Source organism: Streptomyces sp. NPDC050263, assembly GCF_040655955.1.
Lineage (GTDB): Bacteria > Actinomycetota > Actinomycetes > Streptomycetales > Streptomycetaceae > Streptomyces.
The window spans coordinates 1-15,054 of record NZ_JBFAKW010000185.1 but is presented as its reverse complement, the minus strand read 5'-3'; the positions used below and the strand labels follow the sequence as shown (position 1 = coordinate 15,054).

The following is a 15,054-nucleotide window of genomic DNA, read 5'->3' as shown; positions in this document are numbered from 1 at the left end:
CGTTGTCGCTGGTCATCGATGCATCTTCCTTGATCAGGAGTTACACCGATCGTTTTACAGTCCCCCCATGGCCTCAACTCATCGCCTTCAGCCCACAACTCCTGCCCGTGTGCATGGCAGCTCATGGTCCAGCGCCCCCAGCGTGAGACGCAGCCATCCGTGGCGAGGCCGCAGTCTTCCGGGCGGGACCCGCTTGGTGGTCGCTGTGCGCTACGAAGAGCCAGGGCATTCGACGCGAAGGAACATTGCGCTCCGCCAGCTCGTAGAGCCGCGCCGAGCACCATGCGCCGAACGGGCTGAGTGGTTCGTGCACGAACAGCCTGCCGATCCTGCCGGACCGGTGCGTGCCTCCGCCCTGCCCGGTGGGCAGCCGGCACGGCCGTGTCCGGGACGCGACGACGCGGGGCATAGGCGCTTCCGTCGCGGGGCACGCCGCTCGCTGGTTGCCGCGTGCAGACGTAGCGTTGTATGGAGGCCGGTCTTCGAGCGGGAATCGAGGGACCCGAGATGACTGTTCTGGTGTACAACCAGGCTGCGGACTGGAACCAAGAGCTTTACCAGTCAACCTTCGACCGTGTGATTCCGGACCGTACGAATCCGCCCGCCGGACTCATCGCCCACTTCGCCTCGGCTCGTGAAGCGGGCGGCTGGCAGGTCATCGACGTCTGGGAGTCGGAAGACGCGTTCCGGCGCTTCCTGGAGGAGTCGATCATCCCTGCGGCGAAGGACCTCGGAGCGCCGCCGTTCGACACGTCGATCGTCGAACTTCACAACTCTCTGATCCCGTAGCGGCGAGCCGACTCGGGCGGCAGGCAGTCGAGGGCGGATGCAGGCGCTCGACACTGTACCGGCCGACCCACTGCACGACGGCGCGTTCGACCTGGTCAGCGTCGCGCCAGGGCCCGTGGCACTCAGGCAGCCGCGCCGACCTCCAGCGGGTGCCCACCGTAGCGGAGATCGGCCTCCGACCGATTCGACTTCACGACCTGCGCCACGGTGCCGCACGAGACTCTTCCGCCTCGTCCGGCTCGGGCGCTGCGGAAGGATCACGATTACTACGACCGTGACGAGGCAAGTCATGATGGTGAGTCTGTGCGACGCAGGCGCATATCAGCGGCCGGGGAGCAATGCTCAAGGCTTGTGGATCGAGCTCGGGTTGGACGCGAAGGGCGTACCTTCCCGAGTGATCGATTGAAGGTCACCGACGACGTCGACGAGCTACTGGCGTTCTATGACTTCCCCGCCGAACACTGGATCCACCTGCGCACGACGAATCCGGAGTCGACCTTCGCCACGGTCCGGCTGCGGACGAAGGTCACCCGAGGCGCCGGCAGTGCGGCCGCCGCCTTGGCCATGGCCTTCAAACTCGTCGAGTCCGCCCAGCAGCGGTGGCGGGCCGTGAACGCACCCCACCTTGTCGCCCTCGTTCGCGCCGGAGCCCGCTTCGAACGCGGACACCTCGTCGAACGCCCCGAAGCTCACGCCGCCTGAACTACCCCATGATCCACAGGTCTTGACTATTACTCAGCGCCGGGACATGTAGAGGTCAAGGGCCTTGTGCAGCACCTTGTTGAGCGGGAAGTCCCACTCACCGAGGTATTCGACGGCCTCGCCCCCGGTGCCGACCTTGAACCGCAGCAGCCCCAGCAGGTGGTTGCTCTCCTCCAGGGTGTCGGTGATGCCGCGGAAGTCGTAGACACCCGCCCCCAGCGCGTGGGCGTCGGACATCATCCGCCACTGGATCGCGTTGTTGGGCTGGACCTCGCGCTTGCGGCTGGTGGAGGCGCCGTAGGAGTACCAGACGTGCTCGCCGACCGTCAGCATCGTGGCCGCCGCGAGGACCTCGCCCTCGTGGTGGGCGAGGTAGAGCCGCATGCGGTCGGGGTCCTCTGCCCTCAGCGCGGTCCACATGCGCTGGAAGTAGGCCAGCGGGCGGGGGATGAACCGGTCCCGCTCGGCAGTCTCCACATAGAGGTCGTAGAAGGCGGGCAGGTCGCCGTAGCCGGCCTGGACGACCGTGACGCCGGCCTTCTCCGCCTTCTTGATGTTGCGGCGCCACTGCTGGTTCAGGCCCCGCTGAACCTGCGCCAACGACCGCCCGGCGAAGGGTACCTGGAACACGTAGCGCGGCTGACCGGCGGCGAAGCCCTCCTCGCCCTCGGGCTCGGTCTGCTGCCAGCCCATCCGGCGCAGCCGGTCGCCGATGTCGAAGGCCCGCGGCTCGTGCACGGTGGCCTCCACGTCCCGCAGCCGACCCGCATGCGGGTCGGCGATCGCCGCTTTGACCGCCTCGGCACTCCAGCGGCGGGCCGCCACGGGCGGCCCCATCTTCACCGAGAACGCCCCCTGCTCCTTCAGATGCGCGAGCATCGGCTCAAGCCATTGCTCCAGATCCGGTGCGGCCCAGTCGATGACCAGTCCCTCGGGCAGGTAGGCGAGGTAGCGCTTCAGCTTCGGCAACGGCCGCAGCAGCGCCAGTCCCACGCCTACGAGTCGGTCGCTCTCGTCGAACCAGCCCAGGCTCTCCGCTCGCCAGTCCGGCTTCACGTCTCCCCACGAGAGAACCTGCATATGGCTCACCGACGGCCGGGCCCGGACGAAGGCCAGATGATCCTCCCGGGTGATCGACTTCAGGCGAAAGCTCATGCGCAGCGCTCCTTTGTGCGACCCGCAAGCCTGCTGCGGTGTACGGCGTTCTCCATCTGGCTGCGGGGGCCCCGAAGTCGTATTCGGCGACCCAGTACTGCACCCCCTCTGAGTGGTCTCAGCGGTCGGCGTCGTCCGTAGGCCAGCCGGTCGTGCGCCACTCCTGGCGCCCCTCGGTCTGATCCGCCGTCTGCCCGGTGCGGTGTGCGGCGAGTGCCGCGGCCAGGTCGGCGTGGACGGGAACGGGCGGGCCGTCCCCGGCCGGGACGAGGGAGCCGTCGGCGGGGATCGCGGCCAGTTCAAGGCTGCGGCCCGCCTCGGCAAGGCTGCGGGCGGCGTCGGTGATGGCGACCTGGCCCTCGGTCGACCAGCCGCGCAGTTCGGTCAGGTCGACCACGAGCGGGCCCGTGCCGCGGGCCAGGGCCCAGCCGACGGCGCCGGTGAAGCGGTGCGCGGCGTCGGGGCCGAGGTATCCGGCGACCGAGAGGACGCCGAGGTCGTCCGAGACGGTGTAGCGCCAGTCGATGGTCATGGTGGTGCACTTCCTTGCGCGGGTCGCCGACCGGATTGCGCTGTCCGGTCAGAGGGGGAGGGTGATCCAGATGCTCTTGCCCCGGCCGTCGGCCTCGCCGCGGACCACCGCGGTGCCGCCCAGGCCCAGGACGAGTTCCATGACGATGCCGAGACCGCTCGCACCGTTTCCTGTGACCGCCCCGTACAGCGAGGGCTGGTACGGGTGGCGGTCGTGCACGGCGAAGGCCAGACAGTCCGCACCGGCCGCGAAGATCACGGTGACCTGTGGGGAGAGGAGGGCTGCGTGCCGCACGCTGTTGGTCACCAACTCGCTCAGGATCAGCAGCGCCGGATCCACCGTGGGATGGCGCAGACTTATCCGCCAAGAGTTCAGCACCAGCTCGGCCGTCTCCCTCGCGAGACGCACGGCGGAGGGCTCGGCGGGCACGGTGAGCACGTGTCGGTGGGGCAGCGTCTCCAGCTGGACGGACATCACGCCTCCGCCCGGGCTAGACGGAAGCCGATCACGCTCTTGGGGTGGATCCGCAGCACGGTGTCGTGCGGCCCGTGACTCCATCCGGCGAGGGTGCGCCGGTAGTGGGCGACCTCGTTCGGATCGGTGATCATCTCGGCGGAGCCGGACACGGTCACCGTCCAGCCGGTGCCGGCCGCCACCCGGATCTCGTCCACCTGGTACGTCACCGCCTCGGGGACCACAGCCGCCTGGACGGGGGCCCGGACGATCAACCGTCCGTACTCCCCCACATGCCGGGCCGGCCGTACGGCGGTCAGCCCCCGCTGTGCGTACACCAGCCGCCCGAGGCTGCTGCCCTCCACCAGCCACAACGCCTCCGCACCGGAGACCTCGACCATGTGCAGGGCCGCAGGGGGAAGACTCATCGAGCAGGCTCCTCACGGGGTTCGGGGGACTTCATGGCCTTCGGGACCGTCGGCTGCGAGGCAGCGGCGGGCAGGACTCCCGGGATCGTCGGCTGCGAGGCGGCGTCGGCGGGCAGGACTCCGGCCAGCTGAAGGTGGTCGCGGGCGCCCCGGATCGCCTCGGGGGTGGTGGCGTGCTCCCGGCCGTCGTGCCGCAGCAACTCCAGCGCGCCAACGGAGTCCAGGACCTGGAGCTGGCCGGGGCGTATCCCGGAGGCCATCACGACGATGCCGCGGCGCTGCAGCTTCTCCACCGCGTCCTTCAGGACGAGGGCGCCGGTGGCGTCCATCGTCGACACCCGTGACATCCGCAGGATCACCACGCGCACGTCCGCGACCTCGGTCAGCTCCAGCAGGAAGCGGTGGGCAGCGGCGAAGAACAGCGGGCCGTCGATGCGGTAGGCCACGATGTGCTCGGCCAGCAGGGCGTGCTCCTCGGCGCTGTGGTCGCCACGGTCGAGGGGCACCTGGTCGAAACGGACCTGCTTGGCCACCGCCCGCAGCGCCAGCACTCCGGCCACGACTAGACCGATGATCACGGCGTAGACCAGGTCCAGGGCGAGGGTGGCGACCGCGGTCAGGACCAGGATCAGCGCGTCGGAACGGGTCGTGCGAGCCATCGCCCGCAGCGAGCCGACCTCGACCATGCGGATCGCGGTCGCCAGCAGGACCCCGGCCAGCGCCGCGAGGGGGACCTTCGACACCAGCGGGGCGGCGGCGAAGACGATCACGGCGAGGATCGCGGCGTGGATGAGCGCGGCGAGCCGGGAGACCGCGCCGGTGCGGACGTTGACGGCGGTGCGCGCGATGGCGCCGGTCGCGGGGACGCCCCCGAAGAGCGGAGCGGCGATGTTGGCCAGACCCTGCCCGAAGAGCTCCCGGTCCGGGTCGTGCTGCTGGCCGACCGTCATGCCGTCGGCGACCGACGCCGAGAGGAGGGACTCCAGGGCTGCGAGAGCGGCGACCGCGACCGCCGGAGCGAGCAGGGAGCCCAGCCCGCTCGGGTCGAGGAAGGCCAGGGAGGGCGCGGGCAGCCCGGACGGCAGGCCGCCGATGGGCTTGCCCGCGTCCAGGCCCGCGACCTGCGCCACGGCGGTCGCGGCGATCACCGCGACGATGGAGAAGGGGATCGTCGGCCGCCACCTGGCGCCGACGAGCATGACCGCGGCCACCGCCACCGCGAAGCCGACAGCCGTCCAGTTCGGCGACCTCGCGAAGTCCTCGAACGCCCGCCAGGTCACCGCCAGCACCCGGTCGCCCTCGGGCTTGGACACCCCGAGCGCGTGGGGAATCTGCTGAAGGCCGATCACGCAGGCGATGCCGAGGGTGAAGCCCTCCACCACGGGTGCGGGCACGTACTGCATGTACTTCCCCGCCCGCACAGCCGCGAGCGCGACGAGCATGACGCCGGCCATCAAGCCGACCGTGAGGACGCCGGTCGGGCCGTACTGGCCGACGATCGGCACCAGGACCACCGTCATCGCGCCGGTCGGCCCGGACACCTGCAGGTTCGATCCACCGAAGACCGCTGCCAGCGCACCCGCGACGACCGCGGTGGCCAGCCCCGCCTCCGCGCCCAGCCCGGAGGAGACACCGAAACCGAGCGCGAGCGGCAGCGCCACGATCGCCACGGTCAGGCCGGCGAGCAGATCCCGGCGCGGGTCACGCCGTACATCCGCCAGATCGGCACGGCCGGGCAGCAGTGCCGCGATCCGAGCCCAGGCCCGGCTGATCACCGAGGTCATCGCGCGGCGACCCCGGCTTCCTGCAGCTCGGCCAGCAGCTCGTTACGCCCGGCGAGCATCTCGGTGAGGATCCGGCGCGCGGCCTTCAGCAGGTCGGCGACGTCCCCGCCGGCCAGCTCGTACACGACCGTCGAGCCCTCCCGCGTCGACGCGACGATCCCGGAGCGGCGCAGGACCGCCAGCTGCTGCGACAGGCTGGACGGTTCGACCTCGATCGCGGACAGCAGGTCCCGCACCGGCATCGACCCGTCCTGGAGGAGCTCCAGTACCCGTATCCGTACGGGATGTCCCAGCATCCGGAAGAACTCGGCCTTGGCCTGATACAGCGGAACCGACACGACCCCTCGACTTCCCCGATGTACGCCCCACCGGGGCTGTGCAGAGGTGCTGTGCCCGCGGCTACCTGCGGACACAGCCAACACAGCATCTAACCAATTGCAGAATTTTGCAATTCAGCATCCCTGTGCGACCGCCCGCCGCCGCCACACGATCAACCCGTCAGCCCGCCCCACCGAGAAGCCGTCCGCTCTCATTCCGCGCCCCACTGCGCCATGCGCCACCGCTCAAGGCATGCCCGCCCCACAAGGGCCACGCCCACGACCGCGCCCGCCGCGATCAACCCGGCCAGCGCCCCGGCCACCACCGCCTGGAAGCGGGCCTCCTCATGCGTCACGGGCTTCGACAGGACATGCCCGCCCTCATCCGTCCACACCGTGACCTGGGCGCCGGCCAACGCGTCCGACCCCACCTTGACCTGCCCTGACCTGGTCGACCCATCGGCCGTCGCCCACCGCACAGTGGCCCACACCCGGTCGTCGTCGGCCGCGCTCGCCGACGGCCCGCCCCGGGCATCCGCGACAAGCACCGCAGCGACCGCCCGGCGCTCCACCCGCTGCCGATCGAGGTCCCTCCCCCTCCCCCCCCGCCCCCTCCACTACCAGCCCCACCAGCAGACCTCCCCCGACCGCCACCACCCAGGCGGCCAGTACGAGCCACGCCTCGACGAGATCGCTGCACCGCCGCAGCGGATTACGCCGCCACCGCCACCACCGCACCGCCGGCGTTCCCGAACGCCGCCCGCTCATCACAGCTCGACACCCCCTTGCGCCGGCGCGGATGCCCCACTCCAGTCTCCTCCCGCAGGAGAGCGGCAGCCCCCGCAGGAACGCCGAGTCGCCCCGCAACGAATGGGGAGATGCCGACGACCGGAAAAGGGCGACAGCCGGAGACGCGCAAACCGCCGATAACACGTCTCCGGCCGGGCCGACTAAAGGAGTCTCGTCCGTCGGTGCGGAGCCTGGACGGACGAGGCGCTCCGGCAGTGGGTACAGGGCCAAGTGCCCCAAACCCACGTCGTTCTGCTCGCGCCCTGCGTCAGGACAGGGCGCGAGACCGCGCCCGCGGCTAACCTGCGGGCGCAGCCATCACAGCATCTAATCAATTGCGAAAATACGCAATTCAGCACCCTGTCGCCGCCCCGGAAAATCCGCCCGCAGACAGGTCATGCCTTCTTGACCACGCTCGACTTGAGCTGCATGGCCCCGAAGCCGTCGATCTTGCAGTCGATGTCGTGGCCGTCAACGCCGTCGACGAGGCGGATGCCGCGCACCTTGGTGCCGGCCTTGATGCCGGAGGGACTGCCCTTGACCTTGAGCGCCTTGACGACGACCACGGAGTCACCGTCCTGCAGAACGTTGCCGACGGAGTCCTTGACCACGCGCTCGGCGGCAGCGCCGGAATCCGCGGCGCCCTCGACAGGCGCCCACTCGTGGCCGCACTCGGGACAGACCACGAGGGCGTTCATCTCGTACGTGTACTCACAGGAGCACTTCGGACAGGGGGGAAGGTTCTCAATCACCCCGCCAGGATATCTGGCCCCACCCCCGCCACGAGGGGACGGGAAACACCTCACGACACTGCCTCAAGGCTGCACCGGACCGTACGCCGCCGTTTCACACCACCCCACGCCGTCCCACCCCGACGTGGAGCGCGGGACGTTCGCAGCCGCCCGCACCGACTGCGAGTCCACGATCGCGGCCGTCGGATCCTGCGTCCGGCTCTCCCTTTCCCGGACTCGGTCGCGCAGCCCGTCGTGGAACTCGGCGAGCAGACCCGCCAGCTGCCAGCGGCGGGCGAAGGCGTGGCACGCGCCGATACGGCGGGAAGTCCGCGGGCAGGCTGGCCCACTTGACGCCGTTGTCGACGACGTATCGAATCGCGTCGAGCATCACGCGGCGGCAATAGCCCTCCGGCCGCCCGCCCTTGCCCTGAAGCCATGCCGGCACAGGCAGCAACGGCCGGACGACCCGCTGTTCCGCCTCCGTCAGATCGGAGGCGGAACACGAGGTGCGGTCCGGGGGGCCGCCGCGTTGCCGAACCTGTGCGCGAGGCAGTCACACCACGGTGACAGCGAGTCGGACTCCGCGGACGCGGACGCGACAGACTGCGACAACAGGGCCTCCTGGTGCTCGGATCGGCTTCGCAGCCTCCAGCTCTCTTGAAAATCACCTGCGGTGATACGCGTTGGCGCGGTTCACGCGGTCTGTTCGCGTGAGACTCGCCGCAGGCACGTCGGAGTCAGGCGGTCACCGCCTCGCCCCCGGGGTCTGGCCGCCCGAGGCCGGCTTGACCTGGACCCAGCCGGCGGTGCTGGGCACGCCCTCCTCGTTCAGGAGGAAGAGCATGTAGTAGCCGGGAGGGGCGGCATTGGCCGACGGCGGTGCCTGGAGTTCGAGGAAGCTGCCGCTGCGGCTCTTGATCCGCAGGTCGAGATGGCGCTGGCTGGTGTTGACCGAGTGGGTCGCGGTGGTCGGCGCCAGCAGGACGGCACGGGTGACGTCGGAGGCGGTGTTGCTGCTCACCGTGATCTTGTCGTTGTACCCGACGGACGGGTTGAACACGATGCCGAGGTGGGGGCGGCTGCCCTGTTGGAGGTAGGCCGGCTCGTAGATCTCGATGCTGCCGTTCATGTCGTCGGTGATGTCGGGGTCGTTGGCGAGCTGCTGGAGCTCGTCACCGGTGACCATCACCCGGCCGTCCGGGAGCACCACGGCGTTGGAGTGGTAGCCGCGCGGCAGCCGCTGGGCCGGGCCGAGCCTCCAGTTGCCGTTCTCGTCACGCAGTTCGATCTGACGGTACTTCAGGTCCGCGTTGGGGTTGTACGGGCCGTTGCCGTAGTCACGGATGTCGAAGGCGCCGTTGACGGTCATCAGGGTCCCGTCCGGCATGAGCAGCGTGTCGTCCTGAGTGCGGCCGAAGGCTCTCGCCTTCTCCTTGCTCCACTGGCCGCCGACCAGCTGATACGTGTTCGGGTCGTCCCGGTCTCCGCCGAGTACCAGCACCGAGTCCGGGCCCTTGAAGCCGGCCGGGAGCGGCACGGCCGAACCGTAGTTGCGTGGCATGTTGTCCGGTCGGGGCGCCAGGTCCGTCCGGGTCTCGGCGGCGGGGTCGAACTTCCACTGCTGCTCGGGGTTGCGGCCCAGGCCGTAGATCTTGCCGTCCCGCAGCGAGAAGAGGTGCGGGTAGTCCCGCTTGAACGGGGCGTCAGCCTTGAACCGTTCCACTGCCCAGCCCTCCGGCTTGTCTGTCTTGGCCGTGGGCACGGGCTTGTTCAGGGCGGGGAAGCGCTCGACGATCGGGGTGGGGGTGCCCCAGCCGAGCTCCGACTGGCCGGACATGATCAGCTGCCGCCCGTCCGCGCCGGTCACCACCGACGGGTACCACCGGCCGACCGCCATGTCCTGGTTCTGGTACCACTTCTCCTCCCATGGGTCGAAGACGAGGGAGAGTTTCGCGCCGCTACCGCCGTTGCCGCCGAGGTTGCCGCCGAAGACACCGAGCATCCCGTTGGGCAGGAAGGAGTGGCCGGCACAGAAGAACGGCGCGGGGCGGGGCTGGTTGAGCCCGTCCGGCATGTTGGTCACGGGCGGCGTGACCTTGGTGAACGAGCCCGGGCCGGTGCCCTTGGCCGGATCCCACAGGTATGCGCGACCCGCGTTCTCCTTGCCGATGGTGTCGGTCGGGGCCGGCTCCTTCTGGGGGTTGCTCTCGATGCGCTCGAAGGAGAACAGCAGCACCTTGCCGGTGGGCAGCATGGCGATGTGCGCGGCGAAGTCCGGGGACTGGAAGTACTCCCGGAACCTACCGGCGTCCAGCGCGTCGAAGTCCGCGTTGGCCTTGGCCTGGGAGGCCGCAAGTGCCTTGAGCCGCTCGGTGCGGGTGGACTGCGGGTACTCGCCGACGGCCTTGATGGCCCTCCTGGTCATGGCGTGTTCCTCGGCGTGCTCCTTGCCGATGACCGTCGCCTCGTCCGGGTCGGCCTGAACCCGGTCGGCCGAGGGGGCGTCACCGCCGTGCTCGTGGGCGGCGGCCGGGCCGGACGACACCATGGTGAGTGTCAGCGCGGAGACGGCGCACGCGGAGATCGCCGCGTACAGCATCCGTCTGGACGACGGACCGGGCAGGCTCCTGGGGGACATGGGACTCCTTGCGAGAGAGAGGGCAGGGCGCGTAGCGGTGGCGTCGCGGCCACGCCGTGTCACCGATCCGATGGCGAGCGCATGACGAGAGCACATGACGTAGGCGCACGGCATAGGCGCACGACGCAAGCATGCGACTACTCACAGTGTTCGCATGCCGGGCTGTCGCTGTCGCGCGACGCCGGGCAGGCGGGTGACCTCTCGACGGTCAAACGGGTCAGAACCCTTGCGTGACAGGGGTTCGGCACTACGACACAAGATCGCGCCGCGGCCGACCCGAAGACGCCCACCCTCGCGTCGATCACTCAGTGTAGTTTCATGATTACTATGAAGACCCCATGACATATGCGAAAGTCAAGGAGAAACATGAAAGAAGACCTTGAACTGCGACAGAGTGACGACATCCAGGGCGATGTGATCGCGGGCTTCAAGAAGGACCGCATGACGCTGCTCTTCCTCAAATTCGAGGACCCCGCGCGGGCACGCACCTGGGTGAAACGGCTCGCCTCCCAGATCTCCACCACCAGACAGGTGGCCACCTTCAACGCGGCGTTCCGCAAGGCCAGACAGGCCACCGGCGGCGACGACCCGCAGACGTTGAAGGCCACCTGGACGAACGTCAGCTTCACCTACGAGGGCCTGAAGGTCCTCAACGGCGGCAAGGACCCCCTGCCCTCGGTACCCAAGGGCGGCACTCTGGAGGCGTTCAAGGAGGGGTCCCACAAGCGCTCACTGGGCGACACCGGCGACAGCTCACCCGAGAACTGGCTGTTCGGGGACGGTAAGGGCCAGACCGTGCACGCTGTGATCACCGTCGCCTCCGACACCGCCGAGGGGCTCCAGGACGCGTTGACCGCCCAGCGCGAGGCATCCGCGCAGGCCAAGATCGTGATCGTCTTCCAGCAGAACGGCGCCACACTGCCGGGCACCCGCCGCGGAAAGGAACACTTCGGCTTCAAGGACGGGGTCAGCGAGCCGGGGGTCTTCGGCTTCGACGAGCCCGACCCGAAGCGGCCGGAGTACGTCAAGGACCACCCGGGCACCCGGCTGATCCCGCCCGGCGAATTCGTCATCGGGCACGACCGGGTCGGCGGGATTCCGTACGACGAGATGCCCGAATGGGCGGGCAACGGCAGCTTCCAGGTGGTGCGCCGGCTCGGTCAGGACGTCCCGGGCTGGTGGGCCCAGGTCACGGCGCAATTGAAGGTCCTGAGGAAGGCCAAGGCGGTGCCGGACGAGGCGACCACCGAATGGCTGGCCGCCCGCCTGGTGGGCCGCTGGCGCTCGGGCACGCCCGTCGCCAAGTGCCCGCACGCCGACATGCCGGACAACGCCCTCGCGAGCCAGGACAACGACTTCGGCTACCGCAACGACCCCGAGGGGTTCACCACCCCGCTCTTCTCCCACCTGCGCAAGACCAACCCCCGGGACGGCCTGCAGGAGAAGCCCGGCACGGAGCCATTCCCCGAGAACCCGGTCATGGACCGACGCCGGATCATCCGCCGCGGCGCCCCCTACGGCGCGCCCTTCGACCCGGCCTCGGACGGCCCCGGCGGCCCCGACCACCCGCGCGGACTGCTCTTCGTCTGCTACCAGTCCGACCTGGTCGAGCAGTTCGAGTTCATCCAGAAGAGCTGGATCAACAACGTCGACTTCCCGCCGAACCGCCCGGCGAAGCCCGGCCCCGACCCGATGGTCGGCCCCACGGGCAAGGTCGCCTTCGAGAGCCCCAACGCGACGACCGAGCTGAGCTTCCACCAGTTCGTCACCACCGAGGGCTCGGTCTACGCCTTCGTCCCCTCGCTCACCACACTGCGGCTGCTGGGCGACGGCCGCCTCACCGACAAGCTCCCGGACACGGTCCGGCCGACCGACGCCTTCCTGCCGATCCCCGATCGCGGGCGGGACCAGGGCAAGAGCTGGTACTGGGCCTACGGGACCGGCGGCGACGGACCGGTCTGCCGCACCATCTCCATCGCCGACGGCGACGAGCACAAGGACGTCGTCGAGCGCCCCGACCGGCCCCTGACTACCTGGCCGTGCTACGACGGCGTGTCGAAGGTGGACGCGATCCTGCCGGTGCCGGACGAGCAGCGCGTCAACGGCCGGAGCCGGTACTGGCTGTTCCACACCGTGGAAGGCCGCCAGGTCTACCGGCTGATCTCGGTCGCGGACGGAGCGGAGTCCGGGCTCGCCCCCGAGGCGGCAGCCGCCGTCGACCGGCCCGACCGGCCGATCTCGGCCTGGGCCTCGTTCAACGGAATCGCGCAGGTGGACGCCTTCCTGCCGATGCCCGACATGCAGCGTCAGAACGGGAAGAGCCACTACTGGCTCTTCCACTCCTCCCTGGGGCAGCAGGTCTACCGGCTGATCTCGATCGCCGACGGCTCCGCACACAACGACGTCATCGAACGCGGCGACCGTTCGCTCAGCCTGTGGCAGTCACTGGCCGGCATCCCCCGAGTGGACGAGTTCCTTGCCGTGCCGGACATGCAACGCATCAACGGGCTGAGCCTGTTCTGGGTGTTCCACCAACAGAAATACCGGATCATCTCCATCGCCGACGGCCACGGGCACAATGATCAGGTCGCGGTCGAGGACCGCCCGATCACCCTGTGGAAGTCCCTGACAGCCTGAGGTGCGCCCCGCCGTCGCTCGTCACGCCGATACCCGGTTCACCAGCACGCAGCCTCGAACAACTGCAGGCTCGCCTCTCGTCCGGCGAGCACATCCCCACCGCCCAACCCTGACAGTTATTCATTTACGAGCCCCGGCGGTGCCGGAGTACTGGCGCTGCACGCCGGCCGACGTGGTGCCTTTCTTGAGGAAGCCGGTGTCGTCGAGAATGAGAATGCCGTCGGGCTCGCCGAGCCGTTCGGCTACGTAACGCTGGAGGTCGTCGCGGAGTTCATCGGCGTCCCAGCGGGCACCGTTGAGGAGCCTCTGGAGGCGGCCAGCTGCCAGCTGTTTTTGCGGCCGACCGGCCCCAGCAGCCCGCGAATGTAGTCACGCATCCTGCGACGCGGCTCGACGCGCCTGAAGCGGTGGCCGGTACGCAGGAACAGTTCCTCGAGCTCGTCGTTCCAGATCTCAACTACACGCTCGTCGATCACGCCCGGAGGCTGCTCAGACAGTTGCCACTATCAGCGCCGGCTGCACACGATCGAGGGGTGCCGGGGAAGAGAACACAGGCCCGCGATCAGCCCACTGCACTCACCCAAAATGCCCCTGAACAGGGCATATGGAGAACCGCAACTGGAGTACTAAGCCTTGATCGATGCGGCCGACCTGGCGGCCTGCTCGATCTTCGCGCAGTAGGCTGCGCGGGCTTCCTCGTCGATCTGCTGCTCGTGTTCGGGGCGCACCCCGGTCCGGTGATGGGGATCTCTGAAAACGACCAGGGCCGCTCGTCGCCTCACTCGGTCCGCCGTTCAACGGGAGTGGGGAGCTTCAACGAGCGGCGAGCGTGTTTCCGGCCGGGGCCGCCCGCTCGTGGAGTGTGCGGGCCGTGCCGGCCGGTCAAGGGCGCCTTCGGCGTCGCTCCGCGATGGCCTCCGGCCACCCTGGACAGTCCGCCCCGCCCCTGGACCTGGCTGGCTATCGGGCGGCCCCTCCCTTGTGGCGCCCGTCCGCAGGTCAGGTGCCGGATGCGTGGGGAGATCCACTGAGCAGGTGTGGGGTCACCCCCGAGCAGGGGGTGGGGAGATTCAAATGTCGCCATCACCGGCCGTCGAGGCCCTCGCGCAGGATGTCGGCGTGCCCGGCATGCCGGTTGGACTCGCCGAGGACATGGACCATGACGGCGAACAGGTTCGTGTTGGGACAAGGCTCCGGCCACCACGGCACGTGGCCGGGGGCGTCGAGGGGAAGCTCGTCGATCGTCGCGTCCGAGTGTTCCCACGTGCGCCGGCAGAACGCGATGATCTGATCGCGGGTCTCGTCCTCGGCCGCCCACAGGTCGCTGCCGTTGTAGTCCTGCCATCGGGGCAGCGGTTCCGGGGAAGGGCGGTCGAAGACCTCGCCGAAGTACCTGGCCTCGACGGTGGCCACGTGTTTCACCAGGCCGAGGAGGTTGGTCCCGGTCGCCGTCAAAGGTCGGCGGGCGTCGTATTCGGACAAGCCGTCGAGTTTCCAGAGCAGCGCCTTGCGGTCCCGCCACGGTCTCCCGTGCAGGTTGCCTTTCGCGAATTCAACGATCATGCGGCATGAGCCTGCCCTGGGCTGCTCGTGGTCTCAAGATCCCGTCCGTGGTCCGCAACGACCGGCAGAGAGACGTGGGGGTGGGGTGCGTGACGGCTCGCGGCCGACCCGACCTGCGACGGTTACTGCGCAGGAGAACTATACGCATGCTGTTCGGTGCCGTTCTCTGATCCCGTTGAGTAGTTCGGGACGGGGACCGGGGAGGTGGGCGGGTGCCAGGTGAGAATCCAGCTGGCGGTCAGCACCGCCGCGCCGCCTGCCAGGGCGATTGCGCCGCCTGTTCCGATGCATGCGGCCACCGAGCCGAAGAACCGGCAGCCCTCCGGCCAGCGGACCGGCTCGCAACCCGCATCGGCCACGTCCATCCAGCGACGTCTGGAGATCGCGCTCGCGCGCATCAAGCATCTGCGGGCCGAGAACAGCGAACTCACCCGACGGCTAGTGCCGGATCAGGCAACGTTTGCCCTGTCGACGACGGCGCGTAGGCGCCGGTCGTCGGCATGGCGGTTTCGCCAGATGATGTAGCGGCGGAT

12 protein-coding genes and 5 pseudogenes are annotated in these 15,054 nt (G+C 69.3%); 3 read left to right on the top strand and 14 right to left on the bottom strand.

Annotated elements, in window-relative coordinates; all coding sequences use genetic code 11:
* Nucleotides 1–507: 507 nt before the first annotated feature.
* Both AB0J04_RS42855 and AB0J04_RS42850 read left to right on the top strand, forming a co-directional pair.
* A complete protein-coding gene (locus tag AB0J04_RS42855) occupies nucleotides 508–789 on the top strand; it encodes a hypothetical protein (protein WP_363174127.1) in 282 nt (93 codons plus the stop codon).
* 405 nt (nucleotides 790–1,194) lie between these two features.
* Nucleotides 1,195–1,491 (top strand): annotated as a pseudogene (locus tag AB0J04_RS42850) (transposase); the annotation flags it as partial.
* A gap of 33 nt (nucleotides 1,492–1,524) precedes the next feature.
* Here the strand turns inward: AB0J04_RS42850 and AB0J04_RS42845 are convergent.
* The 10 genes from AB0J04_RS42845 to AB0J04_RS42800 form a co-directional block, all read right to left on the bottom strand.
* Nucleotides 1,525–2,646, bottom strand: a complete 1,122-nt coding sequence (locus AB0J04_RS42845) for a peptidoglycan bridge formation glycyltransferase FemA/FemB family protein (protein ID WP_363174126.1) — start codon at nucleotides 2,644–2,646, stop codon at nucleotides 1,525–1,527.
* Nucleotides 2,647–2,764: 118 nt separating this feature from the next.
* Nucleotides 2,765–3,178: an STAS domain-containing protein gene (locus AB0J04_RS42840; protein WP_363174125.1), complete on the bottom strand. Its 414-nt coding sequence runs from the start codon at nucleotides 3,176–3,178 to the stop codon at nucleotides 2,765–2,767.
* A 48-nt stretch (nucleotides 3,179–3,226) separates the two neighbouring features.
* Nucleotides 3,227–3,652, bottom strand: a complete 426-nt coding sequence (locus AB0J04_RS42835) for an ATP-binding protein (RefSeq protein WP_363174124.1) — start codon at nucleotides 3,650–3,652, stop codon at nucleotides 3,227–3,229.
* Nucleotides 3,652–4,059 carry a pyridoxamine 5'-phosphate oxidase family protein gene (locus AB0J04_RS42830; RefSeq protein ID WP_363174123.1) on the bottom strand — a complete coding sequence of 136 codons (408 nt, stop codon included), beginning with the start codon at nucleotides 4,057–4,059 and terminating at the stop codon, nucleotides 3,652–3,654. The genes AB0J04_RS42835 and AB0J04_RS42830 overlap by 1 nt, the downstream gene beginning before the upstream one ends.
* Nucleotides 4,056–5,843 carry a SulP family inorganic anion transporter gene (locus AB0J04_RS42825; RefSeq protein WP_363174122.1) on the bottom strand — a complete coding sequence of 596 codons (1,788 nt, stop codon included), beginning with the start codon at nucleotides 5,841–5,843 and terminating at the stop codon, nucleotides 4,056–4,058. Before AB0J04_RS42825 ends, AB0J04_RS42830 begins: the two co-directional genes overlap by 4 nt.
* Nucleotides 5,840–6,181, bottom strand: coding sequence for a metalloregulator ArsR/SmtB family transcription factor (locus tag AB0J04_RS42820; RefSeq protein ID WP_363174121.1), 342 nt, complete (start codon nucleotides 6,179–6,181; stop codon nucleotides 5,840–5,842). Before AB0J04_RS42820 ends, AB0J04_RS42825 begins: the two co-directional genes overlap by 4 nt.
* A 191-nt stretch (nucleotides 6,182–6,372) precedes the next feature.
* Nucleotides 6,373–6,708, bottom strand: a complete 336-nt coding sequence (locus AB0J04_RS42815; RefSeq protein WP_363174120.1) for a hypothetical protein — start codon at nucleotides 6,706–6,708, stop codon at nucleotides 6,373–6,375.
* Between the two features lie 636 nt (nucleotides 6,709–7,344).
* On the bottom strand, nucleotides 7,345–7,701 hold the full coding sequence (locus AB0J04_RS42810; RefSeq protein WP_363174119.1) for a zinc ribbon domain-containing protein YjdM: 357 nt from the start codon (nucleotides 7,699–7,701) through the stop codon (nucleotides 7,345–7,347).
* Between the two features lie 94 nt (nucleotides 7,702–7,795).
* Entirely contained in the window at nucleotides 7,796–8,128 is a 333-nt protein-coding gene (locus AB0J04_RS42805) for a transposase (RefSeq protein ID WP_363174128.1), read from the bottom strand.
* A gap of 300 nt (nucleotides 8,129–8,428) precedes the next feature.
* Nucleotides 8,429–10,321 (bottom strand): galactose oxidase-like domain-containing protein, encoded by a 1,893-nt coding sequence (locus AB0J04_RS42800; protein WP_363174118.1) that lies wholly within the window; start codon nucleotides 10,319–10,321, stop codon nucleotides 8,429–8,431.
* Nucleotides 10,322–10,687: 366 nt separating this feature from the next.
* Between AB0J04_RS42800 and AB0J04_RS42795 the strand changes: the two genes are divergently transcribed.
* The gene (locus tag AB0J04_RS42795) at nucleotides 10,688–12,958 is read left to right on the top strand and encodes a Dyp-type peroxidase (RefSeq protein ID WP_363174117.1); all 2,271 of its coding nucleotides are present in this window, start codon (nucleotides 10,688–10,690) and stop codon (nucleotides 12,956–12,958) included.
* A gap of 132 nt (nucleotides 12,959–13,090) precedes the next feature.
* Here the strand turns inward: AB0J04_RS42795 and AB0J04_RS42790 are convergent.
* The 4 pseudogenes from AB0J04_RS42790 to AB0J04_RS42775 form a co-directional block, all read right to left on the bottom strand.
* Nucleotides 13,091–13,410 (bottom strand): annotated as a pseudogene (locus AB0J04_RS42790) (transposase); the annotation flags it as partial.
* A 174-nt stretch (nucleotides 13,411–13,584) separates the two neighbouring features.
* Nucleotides 13,585–13,695, bottom strand: a pseudogene (locus AB0J04_RS42785) (type I restriction endonuclease subunit M); the annotation flags it as partial.
* Nucleotides 13,696–14,044: 349 nt separating this feature from the next.
* Nucleotides 14,045–14,521, bottom strand: a pseudogene (locus AB0J04_RS42780) (DinB family protein); the annotation flags it as partial.
* A gap of 449 nt (nucleotides 14,522–14,970) precedes the next feature.
* Nucleotides 14,971–15,054 (bottom strand): annotated as a pseudogene (locus AB0J04_RS42775) (transposase); the annotation flags it as partial.